Here is a 26,195-nt window from a genome sequence, read left to right as displayed (position 1 = left end):
CGGCAGGCATGGCAGGATGCGCCCCACCATACGGCGCTCTTCATGGCACCTATCTTCATGGACCGGCAGGAGCAGGCCGGTCGCGCATCGTGGGAAAGAAGCGATGTAGGCGGGGGCTTGTCATGGAAAGGAACAACTCAGTCTTTCGTCACCGTTCTTTTGAGGCACACGGCAGGGCGACTCCTCCCCTTTTTACATTCCGCCGGATCGTCCAGCCCCGGCAATGCCCCACCGGCGATGGCCCACAGATAGAGCGAAGCAACTGAGCCATAGGGCGAGAAGCGTCGACGATATCGCTCGAAGCGCTCTCGCGGCATCTCTTTGTGCCGGTAGAGCATGCGCAGGCCGCGACGGATGGCCAGATCGTCATAGCTCAGGATGTCGGGCCGCTGCAGGGAAAAAAGCAGCAGCATCTCGGCCGTCCAGACGCCGATGCCGCGCAGGGCGGCAAGACGGCGGCAGACTTCGGCGTCTTCCAGAGCGGCCATGCCCGGCAGATCCAGTTCCCCCTCCACCACCTGCCGGGCGATGCCGCGCATGTAGTCAACCTTGCGCGCGGAAAGCCCCAGCGCTTGCAAGGCCGTCTGCGGCTGGGCCAGCAGGGCTTGCGGCGTGACCTCGCCCAGCAGGCCGCACAAGCGTCCCCAGACCGTGCGCTGGGCCGCCATGCTGATCTGCTGGCCCGTGATGGCATGCATCAGGGCCTGGAAAAGATCCGGCATAACCTCCCGCCGTATGGGGCCGATGGCCAGCATGGCCGCTGCCAGTTTTTTGTCCTTGCGGGCCAGATGATCCACAGCCGCCTGATCGTAGTGGAAAAAATTTCCTTCCGGCATTGATGCGCCTCTCCTGTCTGTCCGGCCGCTTCCGGCCATCATCTCTGCTCTTCTGATGCCACAGCTCAACAAAAAGCAAAACCACCTGCATGCGAACAGGCGGCTATCATCTTGTACGTCTTCAGGCATCCAGGTGCCGCCCCCATAAAAAAGGAGAGGCCCCCGGACGCTTTGCCTACTCGCCCCCATCTGTCCGTGCCGATGGCTCGAACGTTGGGGAAAGGCGGACACTTTCTTCCCCAAAACAAAAAGGACGGGAAAAATCCCGTCCTTTTCTTAGTGTCGTTAGTTGCCGGCTAGTTCTTCAGGCTGTGGATGGGAGCCGGGATGCGGCCGCCCAGACCGATAAAGGCACTGGCGTCGCCCTTGGGCACGGGGATGATGGCCGCCTTGCCCAACAGACCGCCGAAGCTCACTTCCTCGCCCACGCCCTTGCCGGGCACGGGGATGACGCGCACGGCCGTGGTCTTGTGGTTGATCATGCCGATGGCCATTTCGTCGGCGATGAGGCCGGAAATGGTGCTGGCCGGGGTATCGCCGGGAATGGCGATCATGTCCAGGCCCACGGAGCAGACGCTGGTCATGGCTTCCAGCTTTTCCAGGCTCAGCAGGCCGGAGGTGGCGGCCGCCTCGATGCTGGAGTCTTCAGAAACAGGGATGAAGGCGCCGGACAGGCCGCCCACGGAAGAGGAGGCGAAGGCGCCGCCCTTTTTCACGGCATCGTTGAGCATGGCCAGCACGGCCGTGGTGCCGGGCGCACCGATGCTGGACAGGCCCACGCTCTGGAAGATCTCGCCCACGCTGTCGCCCACGGCCGGGGTGGGGGCCAGGGAAAGGTCGGCCACGCCGAAGGGCAGGCCCAGACGCTGGGCCACTTCGTTACCGATCATCTCGCCCACACGGGTCACCTTGTAGGCCGTGCGCTTGATGACTTCGGCCACGTCCAGCAGGGTCATGGGCTTGCCGCCGTTGCGGCTGTGCTCCAGGGCGCGGTCGATGGCCTTCTTGACCACGCCGGGGCCGGAGACGCCCACGTTGATGACCACGTCGGGCTCGCCCACGCCCAGGTAGGCACCGGCCATGAAGGGCACGTCCTGCGGGATGTTGGCGAAGACCACCAGCTTGGCGCAGCCAAGGCCGCCGCGGTCGGCCGTGGCCTGGGCCACCTTGAGGATCTGTTCGCCCATCAGGGCCACGGCATCCATATTGATGCCGGAGCGGGAAGAGGCCACGTTGATGGAGGAGCAGATGCGGTCCGTGGTGGCCAGGGCTTCGGGCAGGGCCTCGATGAGGGCGCGGTCACCGTTGGCGAAACCTTTTTCCACCAGGGCGGAGAAACCGCCCAGGAAGTCGACGCCGGCTTCCTTGGCCGCTTCGTCCAGGGCCTGACAGACACGCACCATGCCGTCGGGGCCGAAGGGGGCCCCTACCACGGCGATGGGGCTGACGCTGATACGTTTGTTGACCACCGGGATGCCGTACTTGTCGCCCACTTCGTTGCAGACGTTGACCAGCTGGGAGGCATAGCGGTGCAGCTTGGCTTTGACGTTGCCGGTGAAGAGATCGATGTCGTGGCTGACACAGTCGAACAGGCTCACGCCCAGGGTCACGGTGCGCACGTCCAGATGCTCGTTGCGGAGCATGTTGAGCGTATTGATAACTTCGCGTTCAGAAAGCATGGATATTCCTTATGATACTTGCGGAGACGGTCCTGCCGTGCTCCGGGACGGACGGGATCCTAGAAGGAGCCGATACGATGGACGGCTTCGAAGATGTCGCGGTGCTGCACACTGACGCGCAGGCCCTGGGCCTGGCCTTCGCTGGCCAGCTCACGGCGCAGGCGGCCGAGGTCCGCATTTTCGGGGACCTTGACCTCGAACACGAACAGGGCGTGATTGCTGTGATCCTGGCCCAGAACGGCCTTGAGGCTGTCGATATTGACGCCGTGACGGGCAAAGACGCGGCTCATGGCAGCGATGAGGCCGGGGCGGTCGGGGCCGTCCACCGTGACCACGAAGGGCTGGCTGACCACGGAATCTTCCCAGCGGCCTTCCACGGCCGGGCGCACCAGCACGGAAAGGTCGAGCTTGGCATCCACCAGGCCCAGGGCCAGCTGGGTGTGCAGGGATTCTTCCGTCACGTTTTCAGGGGCCTGGACAATAAATATGGCCGCGAACTCACCGCAAAGGATGGTCTGGGTGACCTCGATAATATTGCAGCCGGTCTGCCCGAGGATCTGGCTTACCGCGGAAACGATGCCGGGACAGTCCCGGCCGAGAAAGGAGATGGTCAATTTTTTCATGTTTGGTCCTTGCGGGGTTACGTTTTGAAAACGGTAAACTATGCTTCAATGAAATTCAAGTATGACTACTTTATCATTTTCCCGGCCGAAAGGCACCCTTGGGCCGCAGAGGTCCCCCGGCCCTGAACCTTGACGACGGGCCCTGAATGGCATACCTCTAGCCATTCAACCGTTGAGCCCGAAAGAGGGCCGGGCCATGCCCGAAGCAGGAGTTTGCAGTGGAAAACCGGGAAAAGAGTCCTAAGAAGCAAAAGATCAAGCTGAATACCAAGTCGCAGCACGCCGCCTATTTCATGCCCATGCTTGAGGGCTTTGCCGAGCGCGACATGCTCAACGAAGTCATCAAAAACCGCGTCGTCAAAGCCTGTGACCTGCTGGACGCCGGTGTGCCGCTGTTCCCCAATGATTTCCGCAAGGAACATGCCGTCAGCTGGGTGCTGGACAATTTCGGCAGCCTGAGCGCCGAAGAGCTGGAAGCCAAGGGGGACGTGTTCGCCATCGCCGGCCGCATCGTCTCGCTGCGTTCCTTCGGCAAGGTGGCCTTCTTCCACATCATGGACGAGAGCGGCCGCATCCAGTGCTACGCCAGCCGCGAGGAGCTGCCCGAAGAGGTTTATAATGTAGTGAAGAAGCTGGACGTGGGCGACATCGTCGGCGTGTCCGGCCATCTTTTCCATACCAAGACGGGCGAACTGACCATCTCCTGTCGCAACCTCAAGCTCATCACGCGCTCCATGCGTCCCCTGCCGGAAAAGTATCACGGCCTCAAGGACATGGAGACCCGCTACCGCCAGCGCTATGTGGACCTTATCGTCACCGAGCGCGCCCGCGAGATCTTCCGCAAGCGCAGCATGATCGTGAGCGAGTTCCGCCGCTTCCTCGAAGAGCGCGGCTTTATGGAAGTGGAAACTCCCATGATGCAGGCCGTGGCCGGTGGCGCCGCCGCCCGCCCCTTCGAGACCTACCACAACGCCCTGGATCTCAAGCTCTACATGCGCATCGCGCCCGAGCTGTACCTCAAGCGTCTGCTGGTGGGCGGTTTCGAAAAGGTCTTCGAGCTCAACCGCAACTTCCGTAACGAAGGCATCGACACCCGCCACAACCCGGAATTCACTTCCTGTGAATTCTACTGGGCCTACGCCAACTTCCACGACCTCATGGACCTGACCGAAGAGCTCTTCGCCCGTCTGGCCAACAAGGTCTGCGGCGGCACGGTCATCACCTACCAGGGCCAGGAGATCGACCTCACCCCCGGCAAGTGGACCCGCATGTCCTTCTACGAATCGCTGACCAAGATCGGCGGCCACAGCCCCGAATTCTACAACGACTACAACAAGGTGCGTGACTACATCCGCAGCCGCGGCGAAAAGGCCACCGACAGCGAGAGCCTGCCCAAGCTGCACGCCAAGCTCTTCGATCTGGATGTGGAAGAGAAGCTGATCCAGCCCCACTTCATCTACCACTACCCCACCGAGATCTCGCCCCTGTCGCGCCGCAACAACGAGCACCCCGACCTGACGGACCGTTTTGAACTGTTCATCACCGGTCGTGAACTGGCCAACGCCTTCTCCGAGCTCAACGACCCCGTGGACCAGCGTCTGCGCTTCGAAGAGCAGGTGCGCGAGAAGGAGGCCGGTGACGACGAAGCCCACGCCATGGACGAGGACTTCCTGCGCGCCCTGGAATACGGCATGCCCCCGGCGGCCGGCGAAGGCATCGGCATCGACCGCCTCGTCATGCTGCTGACGGACTCCGCCTCCATCCGCGAAGTCATCCTCTTCCCGCTGCTGCGTCCGGAGTTCTAAACAAGCATGCGCATGCCCTTTGAGCTGTTTGTGGCGCTGAGATATCTGTTCTCGCGCCGCAAACAGACCTTCATCTACATCATCTCCATCATGTCCATCCTGGGCGTCGCCCTCGGCGTCGGCGCCCTGGTGGTGGTCCTGGGCGTCTACAACGGCCTGACCACCGACATGCGTGACAAGATCATCGGCGCCAATGCCCACGGCATCGTCATGTCTTACGTGCCCGCGGCCTTCCAGCAGCACCCCGACCTGGTGCAGCGCGTGGAGGCCGTGGAACATGTGCGCGGCGCCACGCCCTTCATCTATACGGAAGTCATGCTCTCCGCCGCCGGCGGCGTCAAAGGCCTGGTGCTGCGCGGCATCGATCCCGAAAGCGCGCCCAAGGTCCTGAGCATGCTGCGCGAAATCCGTCGCGGCTCCGTGGCCGATCTGAAGCGCGAGGGCACGCCGGGCATCGTCATCGGCGAGGAGCTGGCCAAACGTCTGGGCATCGGCCTGGGCAGCCGCGTCAACCTGCTCTCCCCCTCCGGGGAAAAGGGCGCCACCGGCTATTCGCCGCGCATCCGCCCCTTCGAGGTGGTGGGCATCTTCAAGACAGGCATGTTCGAATACGACGCCACCCTGGCCTTCGTGGACCTCAAGGCCGCGCGCGACATCCTCGGTCTGCCCGACGGCTTCCTCACCGGCATCGAGATCATGGTGGACGACGTCTACAAGGCCGACGCCATCGCCCAGAGCGTGCAGGACACCCTGGGTTCCCCCTTCTATGTGCGCCACTGGATGGAGATGAACGCCAACCTTTTCGCGGCCCTCAAGCTGGAAAAGATCGGCATGTTCATCCTGCTGACCATGGTGGTGCTCATCGGTTCCTTCTCCATCGTGACCTCCCTGGTCATGCTGGTCATGGAGAAGACCCGCGACATCGCCATCCTCATGTCCATGGGCGCCACCCGTTCCATGATCCGCCGCATCTTCATGCTCCAGGGCACCATCATCGGCTTCGTGGGCACCCTGCTGGGTTACGGCATGGGCCTGAGCCTGGGCTGGGCGCTGAAGCGTTACCGCTTCATCAAGCTGCCCGAGAACGTCTACACCCTGGATCACCTGCCCATCATCATCACCTGGCAGGACGTGCTCATCATCGGGGCCAGCGCCATGCTGCTCTGTTTTCTGGCAACCCTGTACCCGGCGCGGCAGGCCGCACGCCTTGAGCCCGCGGAAGCCCTGCGCTACGAGTGATCATGGCCGAGCTCTACAAATTCGAACATGTGGGCAAGCGGTTCTCCGGCCCGGAGAACCTGGAGATCTTCAAGGATATCAACCTTTCCGTGGAAGAAGGGGAGTCGCTGGCCATCGTGGGGACCTCCGGCTCCGGCAAGAGTACCCTCTTGCATCTTATGGGGGCTCTTGATACTCCAAGCAGTGGAAAAATCTTTTTTGACGGCCGGGACATGTCCGAGATGAAGCCTGATGAAAAGGCCCGCTTCCGCAACAGGACGCTGGGCTTCGTGTTTCAGTTCCATCATCTCCTGCCGGAATTCTCGGCCCTGGAAAACGTGGCCATGCCGGCCCTGATAGGCGGTGCCTGTCGTGCCGATGTGCTGCCCGATGCCCGTACCATGCTGGAGCGCGTGGGTCTTGCTCATCGTGTGGAGAGCAAGGTCTCTACCCTGTCCGGCGGGGAGCGGCAGCGGGTAGCCATTGCTCGTGCCGTTTTGCTGCGCCCGCGGGTACTGCTGGCTGACGAACCCACGGGCAACCTTGACGAAAATACTGGTGAGCAGGTCAGTACCCTGATGCGCGAACTGAACCGCGAACTGGGCATGACCCTCGTGATTGTCACCCACAACCGCGAGCTGGCCGCTACCATGAATCGTAGTCTGGAACTGAGAGCGGGGACTCTGTATGAAAAAACATTTGCGTAATTGGCTGGGCCTGTTCTGTTTCGCCCTGCTGGCCTGCCTGTGGGGAGCCGCCCCGCTGCAGGCTGCGGGAAACACGGTGCTGGTATTGCCCTTCCAGGTCACTGCCGGCCCTGAGATGCCCAATGCGGCCCGGGACGTGCCGCAGATCATCGGTACGGAGATGCAGCAGCGCGGTCTGTCCGTCATCCCCATGGACAAGGCCCGCAGCCTGCTGTCCTCCCGCGGCGGCAGCATCGACATGGCCGCTGCCCGCGAGCTGGGCAAAAAAGCGGGCGCCGACCTGGTGCTGTTCGGCAGCTTCAAGCAGAACGGCGAAGGCTTTGCCCTGCAGTCCCTGCTGGTGCCGGTGAACGAAGGCCAGGCCAAGCCTGCCAACTTCGACCGCCCCTCCCTGCTGAGCCTCAATGAATGCGCCGCCGCCATGGCCGGCCAGGCTTCCGGCATGCTGGCCGGTGCCGCTGCCGCCGCCCCTGCGACCAGCAGCGCTCCCCGCACCGAACCCACCGATCCCATCGGTCGCGCCGACTTCGTGCCCATGGGCACCGCCAAGGGTGCTCTGGCCGACGTGCAGGTGCGCGGCCTGCAGGTCATGGACCCCGAAGTGGTCCTCATGCGCCTCTCCATCCGCAAGGGCGATACCCCCTCTGCCAATGACATCAACGAAGAGGTCAAGCGCATCTGGGAACTGGGCTACTTCAGTGACGTCCAGGCCCACATGGAAGGCAACGTGCTGGTCTTCACCGTGGCGGAAAAGCCCCGCATCGAGAACATCATCGTGGAAGGTTCCCACGAGATCGATGCCGAGGACGTGATCGCCGCCATGGGCACCAAGTCCGGCAACGTGCTCAATGAACAGCTCATCGCCGACGACCTGCAGAAGATCAACGAACTCTACCGCAAGGAAGGCTACTACCTGGCCCGCTCCAGCTACCGTCTGGACAACCGTTCCGGCGGTCGCGGCGCCGTGCTGGTCATCCAGGTGGAAGAAGGCAACAAGCTCTACATCAAGGAAGTGAAGATCGAGGGCCTGGAGCAGCTGGACAAGGGCGACATGGACAAGTACCTGGCCCTCAAGCCCCGCAACATCTTCTCCTGGTTCACGGGCACCGGCGTGCTTAAAGAAGAGCACCTGGAGCGTGACACCAACGCCATCGCCGCCTACGGTCTGAACCAGGGCTTTGTGGACATCCAGGTGGCCGCCCCCGACGTGCAGTACAAGGAAGACGGCATCTATGTGACCTTCAAGGTCCATGAAGGCCCCCGCTACAAGATCCACGACATCAAGTTCGGCGGTGACATCATCGACGAAGAACAGGCCATGCTGGACGTGGTCGAGATGGACGAATGGAAGAAGGACAACGACTACTTCTCCATCACCGTCATGCAGGAAGACAGCAAGCGCCTGACCAACTTCTACACCGACCGCGGTTACGCCTTTGCCGAGGTGGACACCCGCGTCATGAAGGTGGAAGGCGACGAGCCCATGGTGGACGTGGGCTACATGGTCAACAAGAAGGAAAAGGTCTTCATCCGTCGTCTGATGGTCGACGGCAACACCAAGACCCGTGACAACGTTATCCTGCGCGAGATGCGCCTGGGCGACGGCGACCAGTACGAAGGCGAAAAGATGCGCCGTTCCGCCGAACGCCTGAACCGTCTGCGCTACTTCTCCGCCATCGACAGCGAACTGATCCCCACCGATCGTCCTGACGAAGTGGACCTCAAGATCAAGGTCAAGGAAGACAACACCGGTGCCCTTATGGGCGGTATCGGTTACTCCACCTATTACGACGTGGGTGTGACGGCCTCCATCATGGAGCGCAACCTCTTCGGCCGCGGCTATCAGGTGCAGCTGCAGGGCTTCTTCTCCTGGCGCCGTACGTCGGGCGTGTTCTCCTTCACCAACCCGCGCGTCTACGACACCGACCTGTCCTTCGGCAACGACATCTACTACATCTACGACTACTGGGACGACTTCACCAAGGAAACCATCGGCGACACCATCCGCTTTGCTTACCCCATCGGTGAATACACCTCCGTGGGTATCGGCTACCGCCTGGAACGTTACGACCTCTATGACGTGGATGCCGATGCTTCGCCCTACATCTCCGACTACAAGGGCACCAACTGGACCAGCGCCATCTCCGCCCGCATCCTGCGCGATACCACCGACGACCGCGCCCGTCCCACCAAGGGCACCATCGCCCGTCTGTGGGCCGAATACGGCGGCGGCGGCCTGGGCGGTACCGACAACTTCATCAAGGCCGTGGCCGACTGGCAGGGCTTCTGGTCCATCAATCCCGAAAACACCTTCCACCTGCGCGCCCGCGTAGGCGGGGTGTTCCAGAACACCAGCAGCCGCGTGCCCGTGTTCGAGCGTTTCTGGCTGGGCGGCATGGATACCGTGCGCGGTTACTCCTACTCCGACCTCTCGCCCCGCGACGAGAAGTACGGCGGCGACCAGATCGGTGGTGACCGCATGGGCGTGCTGAACGTGGAATACATCTGGACCTTCCAGAAGGACATGGGCCTGGCCCTGGTGCCCTTCTTCGATGCCGGTTTCAACATCGACCACAAGACCATGGCCGACGACTTCAACGACAAGATTGTCTATTCCGCCGGTCTGGAACTGCGCTGGCGTTCGCCCATGGGCGACCTGCGCCTGGCCTATGGCTATCCTCTGTCCAAGGACTACGACGGCGAGCGCGAGCAGGGCCGTCTGGAATTCAGCATGGGCCAGTTCTTCTAGGCCGGGCTGATCTCCTTCGCGTCAAAAAAGCTCCCTTCGGGGAGCTTTTTTTTATGTCGAAAAACAGACACCCCCTTGAAGGAGCCTACGGGGAGAGATTGTAGTCTACTGAAAACACAAACTTTTTAATAAAAAAACATCTTCATGGCACGCAACCTGCAAAGAACAGGCTACGGCAAAGTTCCCCTCCCGGGAGCAGCCACTATCCAGCGAGTTCTGTGTCATGGCCAGGAAAAAAGTCACCCCCGCTCCCCGTCCCCAGTCCCCCGGCATGATGGCCCGTATCCTGCCTCCTCTGGGATTCATCCTGGCCTTTTCCCTCCTGGCGGCCTTCTGCCATACCATCAGCCATGGCGCCACGCTGTCCCCCGCGCAGCGCTATGAAGCCGCCAAGGACGATATGGATGCCTTGCGCCAGGACAACAAGCGCGGCATGCAGCGTGCCCCCTGGGAAGAAGTAGCCGCGTCCTTCCATGCCATCCACCAGAACGCCACCACCTGGGCCAACCGTCCTGCCGCCCTCTTCAAGGCTGCCGAATGCTACGAAGAGCTTTCCCGCCGCTCCTTCGCCATCTCCGACGCCCGCAAGGCCGCCGGGACTTTCGAGGAAGTGGCCCGGCAGCACGAGAGCAGCCGCCTGGCCGATGATGCCCTGCTGCGTGCCGCCCGTATCCGAGCCGACAGGCTCAAGGATACCCGGGGCGCACTAAAACTGCTGGATACGCTCTGCCGGGAGTATCCGCGCGGCGACATGTACGCCGAAGCTCGTCGCCTGCGGCAGGAACTGGCCCCGAACAAGGAGACCCCGCAGCCTTCTGCGCAGCCTGCCCGTCAGATATCCGACACCCCCCCGACAGACGATGCCCGCCAGGCCCTGCAGCGTTATGAGAATGCCAAGAAGACCATGGAGCTCCTGCGTGCCGACAAGCGTCGTTCCTGCTGGCGCGAACCCTGGGAAAACCTGCAGGGAGATTTCATGCAGGTCTACCAGAGCCGTCCCAACGCCACGGTCAGCGCGGCGGCCCTGTTCCGTGCCGGAGTCAGCGCCCGTTCCCTGGCTGACTGTTCCCACCTTGCCGCCGACTACCGCACGGCCCGTACCCTGCTGCTGCGTGTTCCGGAAGAATTCCCCGGCAGCGCCCTGGCTGACGATGCCCTGCTACAGGCGGCGCAGATCAGTGCCGAGGAGCTGAAAGACCGCACCGAGGCCGTGCGCCTGCTGGCCCGCCTGGAAAAGGAATATCCCCGTGGCGACATGCGCCCCCAGGCCACGGCCATGCGGCAACAGATGGCCCCCGCCGCTGCGGGCAGCCGTCTGGCGGATGCCTCCGCCGGCAAGGGCAAGGCCGTCCGGGTCAACAATGTGGTGGCCGGGCAGCCGGGCCTTTCCGTGCAGCGCGTGTTCATCGACGCCGGGCACGGCGGACGTGATCCGGGCACCATCCACAACGACGTGATCGAGCGCAACATCACGCTGGACATCGCCCTGCGTCTGGGCCGCCTGCTGGAGGACAACGGCCTTGAGGTCATCTACAGCCGACGCAAAGACGTGGCCGTGAGCCTGCGGGACCGTACCGGCAAAGCCAACCAGGCCGGCGCCGACCTGTTCGTCTCCATCCACGTCAACGCCCATGAGGATCGCGGCATCAACGGCTTCGAGACCTATTACCTGGACATCTCCCGCGATCCCCGGGCCGTGCGTGTGGCCAGCCAGGAAAATGCCCGCAACGACAGGAACCTGGGCGAGGTCCAGAAGATCCTGTCCGACGGCATGCTCACCGCCCGCCAGTACGAGAGCCGCCGGCTGGCCACCGACATCCAGAAGCAGTCCCTGGCCCGTCTGAAGCGCCGCGGCTATACCGTGCGCGACAACGGCACCCGGGCAGCGCCCTTCATCGTCCTGCTGGGTGCGCGCATGCCCTGCGTCCTGGTGGAGGTGGGGTACTGCTCTAACCCGCATGAGGCACGCAACCTGCTCGATGCCCGCTACCGCATGATCCTGGCCGAAGGCCTGGCCGAGGGCATCCTGAGCTACAGCGACCGCGTGCGGCAGAACCGCACGGCCCAGAATTCCTTGACGCCCCCTGCCTCTGGTGCTATGTGATGAACGGTAAACAAGAGGTTTCCCTCTTGCTACCAGAAAACCTACACAATCACTGCCTGGCGGCATCCTCGATCCGCGGAGCATTCGATCAAAGGGAGTTTTTTCCATGCGCAAACTGATGTATCTGACCCTTGCGGTCTGCCTGATGATGGCGGGGGCCGTTGCCGCCAATGCCGCTGAACCTGCTGCCGCCAAGATCGGCGTCGTGGACATGCAGGCTGTCGCCACCCAGAGCGAACCTGCCCAGGCCGCCAAAAAGCAGATGGAAAGCAAGTATGGCAAGGAGCGTGCCGCTCTGGAAAAGCAGGGCGAGGCCCTGAAGAAAGCCGCTGAAGAGCTGAAGGGCCCCAAGGCTTCTGATGAAAAGAAGCTGGCCTTCATCCGCAAGAAGCAGGAACTGGACCAGAAGACCCGCAACTTCCTGCGCAAGGTGGAACAGGATGAAGTGAAGCTGCGTCAGGATATGGTCACCCTGGTCTTCAATGCCACCTACAACGTGGCCCAGCGCAAGGGCTTCAACTTTGTGGTGGACATCACCGCCGGTGGCGTCCTTTACGCCGACCAGACCATGGACCTGACCCAGGACGTGCTGGCCGAAGTCAACAAGATGCACAAAGACGAAAAGGCCAAGAGCAGCAAGTAAGCGCCTCCACAGCCGGATCTCGAGCCCCCTGTCCGCAGGGGGCTTTTTTTTGCCCGCCTGCCGGCAGCAGGCCGCCTTGTCTTGCGCCAGGCATCGGGCTAAACTGCGCCATCATACCCATCAAAGGAGTTTTCCATGTCGGACGCTACGCCTATCACCATGGACATCCAGCGTATCCTCTCCATCCTGCCCCACCGCTATCCTTTCCTGCTGGTGGACCGCGTGCTGGAATGCGTGCCTGGCTCCCATATCAAGGCCTACAAGAACGTGACCATCAACGAGCCCTTCTTCCAGGGCCATTTCCCCGGTGCTCCCATCATGCCCGGCGTGCTCATCCTTGAAGCCCTGGCCCAGACCGGCGCCCTGCTGGCAGTCTCCGGCATGGAAGGCGACCTGTCGGACAAGCTTTTCTTCTTCACCGGCCTGGACGGCGTCAAATTCCGTCGCCAGGTGGTGCCCGGCGACCGCCTGGAACTGCACTGCGATAATATCCGCATGAAGCTCAAGCTCTGCAAGATGGACGCCCGCGCGTATGTGGACGGCAAGCTGGCCGCCGAGGCCCAGATCACTGCCGCCATCGGTGACCGCCCCAAGGCCTAGCATGAAAGTCGCTCTGGTGCATTACTGGCTGGTCAACATGGCCGGCGGTGAAAAGGTGCTGGAGGCCCTGTGCCGTCTCTATCCGCAGGCGGACATCTTCACCCACGTGGTGGACAGGGAAAAGCTCCTGCCCGAATTCCGCCGGCACAAGATCAGCACCACCTTCATCAACAGCCTGCCCGCCAGCCGCAGGATGTACAAAAAGTACCTGCCTCTCATGCCGCATGCCCTGGAGCAGCTGGACCTGACGGACTACGATCTGGTCATCTCCAGCGAATCCGGGCCCGCCAAAGGGGTCATCACCCGGCCCGACTGCTTGCACGTCTGCTACTGCCATACGCCCATGCGCTATCTGTGGGACAACTGGCCGGTCTACATGCGGAGCACGGGGCGGCTCTCCCGTCTGGCCATGCGCCTGCTGCTGCCCTCCCTGCGGCAGTGGGACTGCCTCAGCGCCCAGCGGGTGGACCACTTCGTGGCCAACTCCCGCCATGTGGCCCGACGCATCCGCAAGTACTGGCGCCGCGAGGCCGCCGTGGTCCATCCGCCGGTGGATACGAAGGCCTTCACGCCCCGCGCGGAGCCGGGCGGAGAACACTATCTCTGCTTCGGCCGTCTGGCCTCATACAAACGTGTGGATCTGGCCGTGGAGGTCTGCACCCGCCTCGGCCGTCCGCTGGTGGTGGCCGGTGACGGCGAGATGATGCAGCAGCTCAAAGCCAAGGCTGGCCCCAACGTGCGCTTTGTGGGCCGGCAGGACGATGCCGCCGTGCGCGAGCTCATGGCCCGCAGCCGGGCCCTGCTCTTCCCCGGTGAGGAAGACTTCGGCATCATCCCGGTGGAAGCCATGTCGGCCGGGGTCCCGGTCATCGCTTACGGACGCGGTGGTGCCACCGAGACCGTGGTGGACGGCGAGACCGGCCTGCTCTTCAGCGAGCAGACGCCGGAGAGCCTGGCCGATGCCCTGCAGCGTTTCGAACATTGTGAAGGGGATTTCGATCCCCAGCACCTGCACGCGCATGCGGAAAAGTTCTCTACCGAGAATTTCCTGACCGGCTTCCGCCATGAGGTGGAAGCGGCCATGGCCCGCCTGTAAAACCGGACAGCCCGTAAACAAAAAAGGACAGCCTTCATGGCTGTCCTTTTCTTTTGTCTCATAATCCGGGGCCATTCGCTGGCATCCCGGAAAACAACGGTGGGGATGCAGGCACGGTTATCTTCCACAGAGCGTGTTTTTGCCCGGCCTTTCACCTCTCAGCAGGCCCCGCCTCTGGACCTGTTGCCCGACTAGTATGCGCCGTAGCCGGTGAGCACTACAGGGAAGGTGCGGGCCAGGATCCAAAGATCCATCCAGATGCACCAGTTTGTCACATAATAACGGTCCAGGCTGACCCGTTCCTCATAGGTCGTATTGTTCCGCCCGGAGACCTGCCACAGGCCCGTGATGCCCGGACGCACCCGACAGTAATCCGCGTAGACTTCGCCGTATTTAGCGATCTCGTCTTCCACGATGGGACGCGGCCCCACCAAGCTCATCTCGCCCCGCACCACATTGAGCAGCTGGGGCAGTTCGTCCAGACTGCTTTTGCGCAGGAAGCGGCCCACGCGGGTGATGCGCGGGTCATGCTTCAATTTGCGGTCTTTTTCCCACTCTTCACGCAGGTCGGGATTTTCCTCCAGATAGCGGGCCAGCACTTCGTCCGCATCCTGACGCATGGTGCGGAACTTGAACACGTCAAAAGCCTTGCCGTCCTTGCCCAGACGGCGTTGCCGGTAGAGCACGGGCCCACGGCTGTCCAGGCGGATCAGCAGGCCCAGCAGCAGGCCGGGCACGGCGCACAGCAGGACCACAGGCAGGCAGAGCACAAGGTCCAGGGCCCGTTTGAGGCGCTGCCGCCAGCGACGGCGCAGGTTCTGCATGAGCAGGAACCCTGTCATGGTCCCCAGATCACAGGCATGGAACCAGTGCTGCCGGACACCGCTGCTCTGAGCAGGCACCACCAGGATCTTGACGAAATACCGGCTGGCTTCATGGACGAAACGGGCCGTATCGGCATCGGCAGGTTGCAGCATCAGGGCGATGGCCCCGGGATGGCGGCGCTCCGCGTCCTTCAGCTGGCGCCTGGCTTCTTCCATGTCCGGCGGCAGGGTGAAGATGTCCACCGGCGAAAGCCCCAGCCAGGGATGACGTTTGAGGTAATGCCACAGTTCCCGGCCTGTATTGCTGCGGTCAAGGATCACCAGGGGCGTTCCCCACCAGCGGAACCTGCCGAAATAATGACGGCAAAAACGCCGTGTCACCGGCAAAAGGAAGATGCTCAAGAGCCAGGCCCCCACGAGCACGATACGCGAATAGGCCACGCTGGCCTTGCCCGCGAACAGCAAAGCAAGGATGAGGCCGAAGGTCAGGGTGCTCAGCACGCAAAGTTTGCGGCTCTCCACATAGGCAGGCAACGAAATGCCTCCGTAAAGGCCCAGTGCCAGACCCATGACCGGCGCCAGCAGGAGCATGGAAAGCATCCAGCCGTAGCTGGTGATGTCCAGCCCCCCCCACAGGGCACGCAGACACAGGACAAAAAGGGTACAGGCAAAAAGCGTCAGGAAGTCGCAACACACCAGCAGGATGACGCGGGGCGGCACCCCCAGGCTCTGCAGCATGCGCTGAGCTAGACGGGAAGATTCCATCTTGGTTCTGGTCTCCGGTAAGGAAGAAAAAAGGCGGGGACGGGCAGGAGAGCGGCTTTGTGACGCCTTCTCACTTGCGCCCGTGCGCGGCTTTTGCTAAAAAATTTTGTTGCCGCGCGATACGGCATCAGGTTATACCCGGCCCTCACATTTTACAAGGGAAGCACCATGAAAAAACTTTTTGTTTGCGCCCTGCTGTTCGGCCTGCTGGCCTCTGTGCCGGCCTTTGCCCAAAAGACCTACGTCAACGGCATCGACTCCAACTATCCGCCTTTTGCCTATGTCGATGAAAAGACCGGCCAGCCTGCCGGTTTTGACGTGGATGCCATGAACTGGATCGCCAAGACCATGGGCTTCAAGGTCGTCCACAAGCCTGTGGCCTGGGACGGTATCGTGCTGGCCCTTGCCAACAAGCAGATCGACATGATCGCTTCCGGCATGAGCATCACTGAAAAGCGCCGCAAGGTGGTGGACTTTTCCGATCCCTACTGGGAAGTCTCCCGCGTGTTCCTGGTGCCTGCCGACTCCAAGCTGACCCCTGCCGACATCCTGTCCAAGCCCATCAAGCTGGGCGTGCAGCGCGGCACCTCCGAAGCTGAAGCCATCAAGCAGGAACAGAAGGAAAAGGGCTATCCCTTTGAACTGCGCTTCTATGAATCCTGCCCGCTGGCCGTGGAAGACCTGATCAACGGCCGTATCGAAGCCGCCCTCATGGACTCCCTGCCCGCCGGTGACGCCATCGCCCGCGGCAAGGCCGTGAAGAAGGCCGGTGTGCATGGCGAACCCGACCAGTTCGGTGTGGCCATCCGCAAGGGCGACAAGGAACTGCGCGCCCTCATCGACGAAGGCTTCCGCAAGCTGCAGGCCGATCCCTACTGGAAGGAACTGCAGGCCAAGTACCTGAGCAAGTAACTTTTTACTGACTGATACAGCGGCCTGTGCCGCTTTTCCAAGGTGAACCGCCGCCCTTGTCGCGGCGGTTCGCCATGTCCATACAGCCCGTTTTTCTCATGTCCGATATCTTTCCCTTCAGCGCGATCCTGGATTTCCTGCGGGATATCCTCATGCAGGCCTGGCTCTGCCTGGCCGTCGTCCTGCGTCCCATCGTAGGCGATACCATCGTGGATGCCTTCCCCTTCATCATGGGCGGCACGCTGGTGACCGTGGGCTCGGTGGCCCTGGCGCTGGGCATGGGGCTGGTGCTGGGCGTCCCCATGGCCGTGCTGCAGGTGTACGGTAACGCCCTGGCCCGCCGTCTGGTGGGACTGTATGTCTGGTTTTTCCGCGGCGTCCCCATCCTGGTGCTGCTTTTCCTTTCCCAGGGGCTTTTCCTTTCCATGGGCTGGATCCTCGAGCCCTTTCTGCTCTCCTGCCTCGTCATGGGCTGCATCAGCACGGCCTATCAGTCCCAGATTTTCCGGGGCGCCATCGAGAGCCTGCCCCAGGGACAGCTCAAGGCCGCACGTGCCCTGGGTATGCGCGATCTGACCGCCATCACCTGCATCATCCTGCCGCAGGCCCTGCGCCTCTCCATCCCGGGCTGGGCCAACGAATTTTCCATCCTCCTCAAAGACTCCGCCGTCTGTTACCTGCTGGGCACCATGGAGATCATGGCCCGCGTCAATGCCGTGGCCCAGCGTACGCATGAACATCTGGCGTTTTTCGCCCTGGCCGGGGTCATCTATTTCGTTTTGACGCTGATCGTGCTCAAGCTCTTGCGCCGCCTGGAAAACAAGGTCCAGATCCCCGGCTACTCCGCCGGCACGGTGGGCAGCATGGCCAAAAACACGCAGCATGGGGTAAAGAACGCATGAACGAAGTTGTCTTGCAGGTAAAAGGCATCAGCAAAAGCCTGGGCGGCAAGTCCATCCTGGACAATTGCTCCCTGAACATGAAACGCGGTGAGCTCAAGGTCCTCATCGGGCCCTCCGGTGCGGGCAAGAGCACGCTCTTGCAGTGCATCAACTGCCTTATCCCCCCGGATAAGGGCGAGATCATCCTTGAAGGCGAAAAGCTCGACTTTTCTAACAAGTCCAAGCTCTGCGCCTTCCGGGCCCAGGTGGGCATGATCTTCCAGGACTTCAACCTGTTCGACCACCTGACCGCCGAAGAAAACGTAGCCATCGCCCTGCGCAAGGTGCGCGGCATGTCCGCAGCGGCCGCCCGCGAACGCGCCATGGACGAGCTGGCCCGTGTGGGCCTTGCCCGCCGTGCCCTGCTCTACCCCGCCCAGCTTTCCGGCGGCCAGAAGCAGCGCGTGGCCATGGCCCGTGCCCTGGCCATGGACCCCAAGGTCATCCTGCTGGACGAGCCTACCTCCGCCCTGGACCCGGAACTGGTGGGCGAAGTGCTCTCCGTCATCCGTGACCTTTCCAAGGGCGGCATGACCATGATCATGGCCACCCACCAGATGGACTTTGCCCGTGCCCTGGCCCACGAGATCCTGTTCATGGAACGCGGTGTCATCATCGAACAGGGGGCGCCCGAGACCCTGCTGGCCGAAGGCAGCAACACCCGTACCCGCGACTTCTGCGCGCACCTGCTGGATATGGGAGCCTAGCGTGGTCATCGACATCCCCTTTTTCACCCAGGACGTCATCCCGGCCCTCAACCAGGGCCTGAAAGTGTCCATCGCCCTCATCATCCCGGCCAGTATCCTGGGCTTCGTGGGCGGCGTGGCACTGGGATGCCTGCGGGCCTTCGGCGGCCCCTGGAGCAGCCGGCTGGGCAACTGGTACACCGCCATCATCCGCGGCGTGCCGCTGGCCGTGCAGCTGATGATGATCTATTATGCCCTGCCCAAGATGGGCATCTATTTCGAGCCCTACGGCGCCGCCCTGCTGAGCTTCATCCTTTGCAGCGCCGCCTATCATTCGGAGTACATCCGCGGGGCCCTGCTCTCCATCCGTCAGGGACAGATCAAGGCGGCCCAGGCCCTGGGCATGACCACCTTCCAGACCGTGTTCTGGATCGTCATCCCCCAAGCCGCCCGCCGTGCCCTGCCCGGCTGCGGCAACGAGATCATCTACCTCATTAAGTACAGTTCCCTTGCCATGCTCGTGACCTGTAACGAGCTCATGTGCGAAGCCAAGGTGCTGGCCTCGGACACCTTCCGCAATACGGAAGTCTTCCTGGCTGTGGGCCTCTACTACCTCATCCTGGTCTCCCTGGCCACCTGGTGCCTGCGCTGGCTGGAAAAGCGCTACAGCATCCCCGGCTTCGGCAACCGCTAGTTTCCTTTTTCATGAGGGGAGGGGCCCCCCCTCAAACTCCCATCCCTTCCCCCAGCGCGTTTTACTTAAAAAGCTGCGCCAACAGGCAGGGAAGCTTATCTACAAGGCAACAAAAGGCGCTGCCCGCATACGCGGACAGCGCCTTTCCTTATTCGTACGCATGCCACCTTGTCCCTGCTCTGGCTCTGAAAAACTCTTTTCTCCATAGCCTCCTCTGCCGCGCCTTCCACACAGTTTTTGTGCCTTTTCCCGAATATCCGTGCCGCCCTTTCCTGCGTTGCAAGAAAGGTATCGCAATCCGGAAACAGGAAGGCATTTGGTCAGCAACTTTGTACTTTGGAAAATCTCTTCGGGAAGCTGCCACGGCATCAGCAACGGCCGCATTGCTGCTGTGCCCAACCTCAAACCCCAAGATCCCGGAGAAAACGGCTCGCAACATCCAGATCCATTACCATAAAAAATCCCCCTCCCCGCTAAAGCGCGCTGGGGAAGGGGTGGGGAGTTTGAGGGGCGGGGGAACACCTCTCGCGCCAGGCGAGGGGGTCCCCCGCCCCTCAACAAAACAGCACAGCCATGCTGCTGTTACATGTGCAGGGCGGCCTGCCCCAGTTCCAAAGCCTTGAGGTTGGAGGCCTGCAGCTTGGCGGGCAGGTATTTTTCGATGGCGGCCTTGAGGGCGTCGATGCCGAAGGGCAGCAGGCCCGAAGCACAGACAGCGGCCAGCAGCACGGTATTGCCCGCCTGGGCGGCACCGGCCTGGATGCCCAGCTCGCGGCAGGCCAGGAAATGGCACTGGCTGGCAACGGCGCGGGACTTCTGCTCGATCTCTTCCATGGAAGGATATGCAGCCATGCCCAGCGACACGCTCAGGGGCGGCATGGGATCACGGCTGGAGAAGATGACGCCGCCGGGGCGCAGATACGGCAGACCGCGCAGGGTCTCCAAGGGCTCGAAGCCCAGCAGAATGTCGGCCTCGCCAAGATCCAGCTTGGGCGAACGCCAGCCGCCCAGCAGCAGCACGGATTCCACCACACCGCCGCGCTGGGCCATGCCGTGGACTTCGCCGGCCACCACTTCCTGCCCGGCATCCAGAGCGGTGCGAGCCAACAGGGTGGTGGCGGTCAGGGTGCCCTGTCCGCCCACGCCGGTGAAGAAGATACGAAGACGCTTTTGTTTGTCGCTATGTTGCATAATACACCTCACCTAGGCGCGCTTTCTGGCCTTGAAGGCCTTGGGGGCCACCTGCAGACAGACCATGCAGCCGGTGCAGAGATTTTCATCCACAGCCACGTCCTCGCCATTGCGATAGAAAGCGGGGCAGGCCAGTTCTTCCAGACAGCGCTGGGCATCGGCGCCCTGCTCGGCCACATAGGCCACCTGGGCGGCGGCCTTCTTGAGGCGGCGGCGGGCATAGAGCACGCAGGGTTCTTCCGCGATGATGACGCGCACGCCCTTCTTGTCGCGCATATCTTCCAGGGCCGAATGCAGGGCCTTGAGGTTGTAGGAACGGACCTTCACACATTCGGTGACGCCCAGGCCGCGCACCACGGATTCGATATCCAGATGCATGGCCTCTTCACCGAGGATGTCCTGCAGCATGCCGGGATTGGGCTGATGGCCGGTCATGGCGGTGGTGCCGTTGTCGAGGATGACCACCAGGATGTCGTGCTTGTTGAACACGGCGTTGGCCAGGCCGGTCATGCCGGAATGGAAGAAGGTGGAATCACCGATGAAGGCCACCACCGGCTTGCCGGAAGCCCGGGCAAAACCGCTGCCGGCGGATACGGAGGAGCCCATGCAGACCAGGAAGTCGGCCATGCGCAGAGGCGGCAGCATGCCCAGGGTGTAGCAGCCGATGTCGCTGGAATAGTAGGCGTCGTCGCCAAAGGTGTGGCGGACGGCGTAGTAGACGGCGCGGTGGGAGCAGCCGGCGCAAAGGTTCGGCGGACGCACGGGCAGCTCGCGGACCACGGGCGAAGAGGCCTTGACCGGGCAGGGGCAGTCCAGATAATCGGCCACGCGGCGCAGGACCAGGGTGGTGGAATATTCGCCCAGCACGGTGAGGGTCTCGTCCTTGCCTTCGATGCGGGCCTTGCAGCCGCACTTCTGGGCCAGGGCGCGCACGCTGCCTTCCAGCAGGGGCTCGCCTTCTTCCAGCACCAGCACGCGGTCGCAGGACTGCAGGAAGGCTTCGATACGGCCTTCGGGCAGGGGCCAGGTCATGCCCAGCTCGAGCACGCGCACGCGCTCTTCCCAGCCGCCGGAGGCCAGGGCGTCGGCCAGATAGTTGCGGGCCACACCGCTGGCGATGATGCCCAGACGGCAACCTTCGGGGCCGTATTCACGGCTGAAGCGGCTGGACTCGGCAAAGGCGCGGGCCTTTTCCATGATCTCCAGCAGGGAGCGGTGACGGCCGCGGGCCACGGCGGGCACGGGTACGAAGCGACCGGGATTGCGCTGGAAGTCCACGATGGGCGCGGGGCCCGCCGGCAGATCGTCGAATTCCACATTGCCGCGCATGTGGCTGACGCGGGTGGTGGTACGCAGCAGCACGGGCTGCTGGAGTTCGCGGGCCAGGCGGAAGGCCTCGCGGGTCATGTCCTTGGCTTCCTGGGCGGACACAGGCTCGAAACAGGGCAGGGAGGCAAAGCGCGCATAGTAGCGGTTGTCCTGCTCGTTCTGGCTGGAGTGGCAGCCGGGGTCATCGGCGGAGAGCACCACCAGCCCGCCGGGCAGGCCGGTATAGACCGAGGTGAACAGCGGGTCGGCCGCCACGTTGAGGCCCACGTGCTTCATGGTCACCAGGGCCTGGGCACCGCCCAGGGCCGCACCGGCGGCCACTTCGAAGGCGACCTTTTCGTTGACCGCGTACTCGATCTTGTAGCGGCCCTCGCCCCCCAGTTTGTAAAAGGTATCCGGCACTTCGGAAGAAGGCGTGCCAGGATAGCAGGTGACCATGTTCACGCCGGCTTCAAGCGCGCCGCGTACGATGGCTTCATTGCCCAGCAAAACGTGGCGCTCGCCACGCGCCCCGTGCAGCAGAGGATGTTTGCTCATGTGTCCTCCCGGCCCGTGCGCGTCGGCAGAGGGGCCGCCAACGTTCTTACTACTTGTTCTCCGCGCCGTCCTTCACGGGCGCGGTCTTGCCACCGCCCAGCGCTTCCGCGCGCGAGCGGTAAAACTCACCGTCCAGACCAGGCTGCGAGGCGGCCAGGGCTTCATAGGCGGCAACGGCCACATCGGTCTTGCCCGCCGCTTCGGCGGCTTCGCCCAGCAGCATGCGCAGGGTGGCACGGCCGTCCTCGGTGGCGCGGCTCTCCAGGCCCTGCAGCAGGGTCACGGCATCAGCGGGACGATCCAGCTTGATCAGCGCGCCGGCCTGGCCCAGAGCGGCCATCAGGCCCATGGCACCGTCGGCGTCCAGCTTGGCCGCCGTGGCATAGGCCTGCTCGGCACGGCTGTAATCCTGATCCTGCATGGCGAACTCGGCCTGCATCAGATAGATGCTGTAACGCATGTTCTCGGGAGCTTTGGCTGCCAGGTCGTCCAGCGCCTTGAGGCGATCCCCGCCCTTCATGGTGATGCCGATACGCGCCAGTTCTGTCTGGGTCTCGGCCTGCAGGCCGCCCTGATGCCAGCGCCACACGGCGGTGCCTACCAGGGCCACCAGAAGGACGACCACCACGCCCACGATCAGCCCGCTGTTGCGCACGATGAACTGCAGCAGCGGTGCGCTTTCCGCGCTCACCTCAGCCTTGAGGTCATTGAGCAGGGTAGGAGATTCAGGGGTATTCTGAGGTCTGACAGGATTCATTTCTTTCAGTGCTCCTTGCAAAAGCTTCGCCCGCGGTCGCCGAAGCTGTCACGGTGCGGTCTATTTATGTAGGATAGGGAGCGGCCTTCTGTCAAAGAAAAACCCCCTGCCGACAGTAGGGAATCCCGGGGCCGGACGCTCCTCTTCCCGGGAGGACGTTTGCCGGAAACCGGAGGCATATCCGCCTTCCGCACCGGAACCTTTCCCCCCCGAAAAACAGAAGGATATCCGGACGCCCAACGGCATCCCGTACAGGGGGCCGTCCCCTTGCCCTCGTTCCTGCGGCAGCGTATAGAGAGACGAGCCAACCCAAGGAGCCCGTATGACTTTGGCACAAGAAATGACCCTGCTCGGCCAAAAGGCCAAGGAAGCCGCCCGCCTGCTGGCCAAGGCCAGCCCCGCGGCCAAAAACGCCGCCCTCACCCGTCTGGCCGCCCTGCTCGAAGAGCGGGAAGCCGAGCTGCGCACCGCCAACGCGCAGGATCTGGACGCGGCCCGCGCCCGAGGCCTGGACGCCCCCCGCATGGACCGCCTGACCCTGCATCCCTCCGTACTGGCCGACATGCGCGCCGCCTGCCTGCATGTGGCCGGCCTGCCCGACCCCGTGGGCGCCATGGACAGCCAGTGGCAGCGCCCCAACGGTCTGCTGGTGGGCCGTATGCGCGTGCCGCTAGGCGTCATCGCCATGATCTACGAGGCCCGCCCCAACGTGACCATCGACGCGGCCATCCTCTGCCTGAAAGCGGGCAATGCCGTGATCCTGCGCGGCGGCAGCGAGGCCCTGCACTCCAACACCGCCCTGGCCGCCCTGCTGCGCCAGGCCCTGGAAGAGGCCGGTCTGCCCGCCGATGCGGCCCAGCTGGTGACGACCACGGATCACGCCGCGGTCACCGAGCTGTGCAAGCTCGATCAATACATCGACGTCATGATCCCGCGCGGTGGCGAAGGTCTGGTGCGTGCCGTGACCGAAGCCGCCACCATGCCGGTGCTCAAGCATTACAAGGGCGTCTGCCATGCCTTCGTGGACGCGGACGCGGACCTGGACAAGGCCCTGGACATCGTTTTCAACGGCAAGGTGCAGCGTCCCGGTGTCTGCAACGCCCTGGAATGCCTGCTGGTGCACAAGGACTGCGCCGCGGCCTTCCTGCCCCGTGTGGGCCGGCGCCTGGGCGAGGCCGGTGTGGAGTTTCGCGCCTGTCCCGCCTCCCTGCCCTTGCTGGGGCCCACGGCCAAGGCCCAAAGCCCTGACGATCTGGGACAGGAATTCCACGCCCTGATCCTGGCCGTCCGCGTGGTGGACGACATGGACGCGGCCCTGGCGCACATCGCCCGCTACGGTTCCAATCACACGGAGATCATCTGCACCAACGATCACGAGCACGCCATGCGCTTCCTGCGTGAGGCCGATGCCTCCATGGTGGCGGTCAATGCCTCCACCCGCTTCAACGATGGCGGCCAGCTGGGTCTTGGCGCGGAGATCGGCATCTCCACCTCCAAGCTCCATGCTTACGGCCCCATGGGCGTGCAGGAACTGACCACCACCAAGTTCGTGGTCTTCGGTCAGGGGCAGGTGCGGCAATAGACATGGACGGGAAGCGCGCAGCGGGCCGGGCCCTGTTCGGCGGCAGTTTCAACCCGCCGCATGTGGGGCATCTGCGTCTGGCCATCGAAATGGCGGAGACCTTGCGCCCCCTGGCCGACAGCGTGGAGCTGATGCCCTGCGCCACACCGCCGCACAAAGTGGTGAGCGGCCTGCTGCCCTTTGACCTGCGGGCCGCCATGGTGGAAGCCTGTCTGGACGGTCTGCCGGGCCTTTCGTGCAATCGCATGGAAGCCGGGCGCCCCGGTCTTTCCTATACCTGGGACACCTTGCAGGCCTGTCGTGAAGAGACACCGGAACGGCCCCTGTTCTTCATCCTCGGCAACCCGGACTATGCCCTGCTGCCCCACTGGCACCGGGGCCTGGAACTGCCCGAACTCTGCCAGCTGGTGGTGGTGCCGCGCGGTGAAGGCTCGGAAAAGAACTTCCTTGCCGCCACGGAAAGCATGTGGCCCGGTGCCCGGCCGTGCGAGCCTGTCCTGCCTGGGAGCCGCCGCATGCGCCTGCCCGGCGGCGGGCAGGTCCACTTCGTGCCCCTGCCGTGGATCTCGGTCAGTGCCTCGCGCATCCGCCACCGCTGGCTGCACGGCCTGAACGTGGATTTTCTGGTGCCCAAGCCCGTACTGGACCTGCTGGATGCCCACAGGGAGACTGTGCTTGCGCACTGGCTGCCCGAGACCAGGACGGATGAGGCCTGATGCCGCCCGGGACGGCAAGAAAACTTATTGCTTTTTTCGCCGAAACAGACTAAATAATGCCTTCGGCCTTGCTGTGTATGCACAGCTCCAAAGAGCGGAGAGGTAGCGAAGTTGGCCGTAACGCGCTCGACTCGAAATCGAGTTATCGGTTAATAGCCGGTACGTGGGTTCGAATCCCACCCTCTCCGCCACATCATAGTCCACAGAAATCAAAGAAAGTCCGCAAAGCCTTGAGCTGAGCGGACTTTTTCTGTTTTTAAGGTTCAAGCCCGTCGATAAGCAGGGCAACCTCAAAAAGAGGGGAAACCTTGGGCTGCTGTTTTCCCTTTCCCATAAGGCGGACATGCTATCCCCCATGCAAGAAATCCCGCAGGGAGCAGCCTGCGGGATTTCTTGTATCCGGCATTTATCAAGAGGACCCAAGGACCTTTTCCGAATACCGCCCGAAGCATCCGGAGCGATACAGCATCCGGAATGGTATAGTCTACATATGATATCTCAGCGTTTTACGACAGCGTTGAGAAAATCGAGGAAGTCATCATTGAAGGCATTGGCGATATGCTCACGCAGGCGGCGACATGCAGCATCTATTTCATCATTTGCAACATATTCTGCAATCTTGCTATGCCCTTCAACAGAATTATAAATAAAGTCTTGGTTCAGGGAAAGATAAGATCTTAAGATATTTATCTTATCAAACATTATATTATAATACGATTCAAGATAAGCATTTTTTGAATAACGAAAAATGACATTATGGAATTCTTTATCGAGTTCCAGATATGAATCCAGCTCTCCCTCAGCAAGACGGCGTCTGCTGTCACAAATACTTTTTTCAAATGCCGAGCACAGATGGACAGGATTTGCAAGATAGGCACAGCGCAATGCCCCTTCTTCGATACAGATACGTGCCTGTACCAGAGAGCTGAGGTCATTACGCGAAAATTTGAACACAAATGTACCGCTGCGAGGATGGATCTCCAGTAATCCCTCGCTTTTCAAACGAAGAAAAGCCTCGCGTACCGGAGTTTTCGATACGCGAAACTCTTCTACAAAGTCGGTGTCAACGATCTTTTGACCAAGAAGCAGTTTTTTGGAAAAAATCTGCTTCTTGATCTTGCGGTAAACGATATCTGCGGCGGACGGCACATTTCCCATCTTCATCTCCTCACTGGGACATGAGGCCTGACCGGCAGAGGTT

General features: G+C 62.3%; 22 protein-coding genes and 1 tRNA gene. 15 read left to right on the top strand and 8 right to left on the bottom strand.

Features of this window, described 5'->3' with window-relative positions; all coding sequences use genetic code 11:
- Positions 1 to 137: 137 nt before the first annotated feature.
- The 3 genes from ACQRBR_RS10675 to ACQRBR_RS10665 form a co-directional block, all read right to left on the bottom strand.
- A complete protein-coding gene (locus ACQRBR_RS10675) occupies positions 138 to 836 on the bottom strand; it encodes a DNA-3-methyladenine glycosylase 2 family protein (protein ID WP_321030890.1) in 699 nt (232 codons plus the stop codon).
- Between the two features lie 296 nt (positions 837 to 1,132).
- A complete protein-coding gene (locus ACQRBR_RS10670) occupies positions 1,133 to 2,515 on the bottom strand; it encodes a PFL family protein (RefSeq protein ID WP_006008366.1) in 1,383 nt (460 codons plus the stop codon).
- Positions 2,516 to 2,574: 59 nt separating this feature from the next.
- The gene (locus ACQRBR_RS10665; RefSeq protein ID WP_006008363.1) at positions 2,575 to 3,138 is read right to left on the bottom strand and encodes a glycine cleavage system protein R; all 564 of its coding nucleotides are present in this window, start codon (positions 3,136 to 3,138) and stop codon (positions 2,575 to 2,577) included.
- Between the two features lie 293 nt (positions 3,139 to 3,431).
- Between ACQRBR_RS10665 and lysS the strand changes: the two genes are divergently transcribed.
- The 8 genes from lysS to ACQRBR_RS10625 all read left to right on the top strand — a co-directional run bounded on the left by lysS (position 3,432) and on the right by ACQRBR_RS10625 (position 14,060).
- Positions 3,432 to 4,943 (top strand): lysine--tRNA ligase, encoded by a 1,512-nt coding sequence (gene lysS, locus ACQRBR_RS10660; RefSeq protein WP_370684895.1) that lies wholly within the window; start codon positions 3,432 to 3,434, stop codon positions 4,941 to 4,943.
- 12 nt (positions 4,944 to 4,955) lie between these two features.
- Positions 4,956 to 6,182, top strand: a complete 1,227-nt coding sequence (locus ACQRBR_RS10655; RefSeq protein WP_040369957.1) for a lipoprotein-releasing ABC transporter permease subunit — start codon at positions 4,956 to 4,958, stop codon at positions 6,180 to 6,182.
- A gap of 2 nt (positions 6,183 to 6,184) precedes the next feature.
- Positions 6,185 to 6,868, top strand: a complete 684-nt coding sequence (locus ACQRBR_RS10650) for an ABC transporter ATP-binding protein (protein WP_040369823.1) — start codon at positions 6,185 to 6,187, stop codon at positions 6,866 to 6,868.
- Positions 6,849 to 9,617 (top strand): outer membrane protein assembly factor BamA, encoded by a 2,769-nt coding sequence (gene bamA / locus ACQRBR_RS10645; RefSeq protein ID WP_303878715.1) that lies wholly within the window; start codon positions 6,849 to 6,851, stop codon positions 9,615 to 9,617. Before ACQRBR_RS10650 ends, bamA begins: the two co-directional genes overlap by 20 nt.
- A gap of 223 nt (positions 9,618 to 9,840) precedes the next feature.
- Positions 9,841 to 11,721, top strand: coding sequence for an N-acetylmuramoyl-L-alanine amidase (locus tag ACQRBR_RS10640; protein WP_427812959.1), 1,881 nt, complete (start codon positions 9,841 to 9,843; stop codon positions 11,719 to 11,721).
- Positions 11,722 to 11,827: 106 nt separating this feature from the next.
- Positions 11,828 to 12,364: an OmpH family outer membrane protein gene (locus ACQRBR_RS10635; RefSeq protein WP_303878720.1), complete on the top strand. Its 537-nt coding sequence runs from the start codon at positions 11,828 to 11,830 to the stop codon at positions 12,362 to 12,364.
- 135 nt (positions 12,365 to 12,499) lie between these two features.
- On the top strand, positions 12,500 to 12,964 hold the full coding sequence (gene fabZ, locus ACQRBR_RS10630) for a 3-hydroxyacyl-ACP dehydratase FabZ (protein ID WP_006008351.1): 465 nt from the start codon (positions 12,500 to 12,502) through the stop codon (positions 12,962 to 12,964).
- 1 nt (position 12,965) lies between these two features.
- Positions 12,966 to 14,060, top strand: coding sequence for a glycosyltransferase (locus ACQRBR_RS10625; RefSeq protein ID WP_427812958.1), 1,095 nt, complete (start codon positions 12,966 to 12,968; stop codon positions 14,058 to 14,060).
- A 191-nt stretch (positions 14,061 to 14,251) separates the two neighbouring features.
- On the opposite strand, the gene wbaP is transcribed toward ACQRBR_RS10625, so the two are convergent.
- Positions 14,252 to 15,649: an undecaprenyl-phosphate galactose phosphotransferase WbaP gene (wbaP, locus tag ACQRBR_RS10620; protein WP_321030885.1), complete on the bottom strand. Its 1,398-nt coding sequence runs from the start codon at positions 15,647 to 15,649 to the stop codon at positions 14,252 to 14,254.
- A 168-nt stretch (positions 15,650 to 15,817) separates the two neighbouring features.
- Here wbaP and ACQRBR_RS10615 point away from each other — a divergent pair, with 168 nt between their 5' ends.
- The 4 genes from ACQRBR_RS10615 to ACQRBR_RS10600 all read left to right on the top strand — a co-directional run bounded on the left by ACQRBR_RS10615 (position 15,818) and on the right by ACQRBR_RS10600 (position 18,882).
- Positions 15,818 to 16,561, top strand: a complete 744-nt coding sequence (locus tag ACQRBR_RS10615; RefSeq protein WP_303878745.1) for an ABC transporter substrate-binding protein — start codon at positions 15,818 to 15,820, stop codon at positions 16,559 to 16,561.
- Positions 16,562 to 16,791: 230 nt separating this feature from the next.
- Positions 16,792 to 17,463 carry an amino acid ABC transporter permease gene (locus tag ACQRBR_RS10610; protein WP_412389819.1) on the top strand — a complete coding sequence of 224 codons (672 nt, stop codon included), beginning with the start codon at positions 16,792 to 16,794 and terminating at the stop codon, positions 17,461 to 17,463.
- The gene (locus tag ACQRBR_RS10605) at positions 17,460 to 18,209 is read left to right on the top strand and encodes an amino acid ABC transporter ATP-binding protein (RefSeq protein ID WP_006008345.1); all 750 of its coding nucleotides are present in this window, start codon (positions 17,460 to 17,462) and stop codon (positions 18,207 to 18,209) included. Before ACQRBR_RS10610 ends, ACQRBR_RS10605 begins: the two co-directional genes overlap by 4 nt.
- 1 nt (position 18,210) lies before the next feature.
- On the top strand, positions 18,211 to 18,882 hold the full coding sequence (locus ACQRBR_RS10600; protein ID WP_303878752.1) for an amino acid ABC transporter permease: 672 nt from the start codon (positions 18,211 to 18,213) through the stop codon (positions 18,880 to 18,882).
- A 582-nt stretch (positions 18,883 to 19,464) separates the two neighbouring features.
- On the opposite strand, the gene ACQRBR_RS10595 is transcribed toward ACQRBR_RS10600, so the two are convergent.
- Genes ACQRBR_RS10595 through ACQRBR_RS10585 form a run of 3 tightly spaced genes read right to left on the bottom strand, consistent with a single transcriptional unit; the run spans position 19,465 to position 22,696 of the window.
- Positions 19,465 to 20,073 (bottom strand): indolepyruvate oxidoreductase subunit beta, encoded by a 609-nt coding sequence (locus ACQRBR_RS10595; RefSeq protein ID WP_168935977.1) that lies wholly within the window; start codon positions 20,071 to 20,073, stop codon positions 19,465 to 19,467.
- A 12-nt stretch (positions 20,074 to 20,085) separates the two neighbouring features.
- Positions 20,086 to 21,939, bottom strand: coding sequence for an indolepyruvate ferredoxin oxidoreductase subunit alpha (iorA, locus tag ACQRBR_RS10590; protein ID WP_204625424.1), 1,854 nt, complete (start codon positions 21,937 to 21,939; stop codon positions 20,086 to 20,088).
- A gap of 49 nt (positions 21,940 to 21,988) precedes the next feature.
- A complete protein-coding gene (locus ACQRBR_RS10585; RefSeq protein ID WP_427812957.1) occupies positions 21,989 to 22,696 on the bottom strand; it encodes a tetratricopeptide repeat protein in 708 nt (235 codons plus the stop codon).
- 322 nt (positions 22,697 to 23,018) lie between these two features.
- On the opposite strand from ACQRBR_RS10585, the gene ACQRBR_RS10580 reads away from it, so the two are divergent.
- From ACQRBR_RS10580 to ACQRBR_RS10570, 3 genes are all read left to right on the top strand, one after another.
- On the top strand, positions 23,019 to 24,278 hold the full coding sequence (locus ACQRBR_RS10580) for a glutamate-5-semialdehyde dehydrogenase (protein WP_321128306.1): 1,260 nt from the start codon (positions 23,019 to 23,021) through the stop codon (positions 24,276 to 24,278).
- Between the two features lie 2 nt (positions 24,279 to 24,280).
- Entirely contained in the window at positions 24,281 to 24,994 is a 714-nt protein-coding gene (gene nadD / locus ACQRBR_RS10575) for a nicotinate (nicotinamide) nucleotide adenylyltransferase (RefSeq protein WP_427812956.1), read from the top strand.
- 96 nt (positions 24,995 to 25,090) lie between these two features.
- Positions 25,091 to 25,185, top strand: a tRNA-Ser gene (locus ACQRBR_RS10570).
- 307 nt (positions 25,186 to 25,492) lie between these two features.
- On the opposite strand, the gene ACQRBR_RS10565 is transcribed toward ACQRBR_RS10570, so the two are convergent.
- Positions 25,493 to 26,152 carry a GntR family transcriptional regulator gene (locus tag ACQRBR_RS10565; RefSeq protein ID WP_303878809.1) on the bottom strand — a complete coding sequence of 220 codons (660 nt, stop codon included), beginning with the start codon at positions 26,150 to 26,152 and terminating at the stop codon, positions 25,493 to 25,495.
- Positions 26,153 to 26,195: the final 43 nt, after the last annotated feature.

The sequence above is a fragment of the Desulfovibrio sp. SGI.133 genome (assembly GCF_050313955.1).
Lineage (GTDB): Bacteria > Desulfobacterota > Desulfovibrionia > Desulfovibrionales > Desulfovibrionaceae > Desulfovibrio.
The sequence above is the reverse complement of the archived record's forward strand: the minus strand, read 5'-3'. Positions and strand labels throughout refer to the sequence as shown.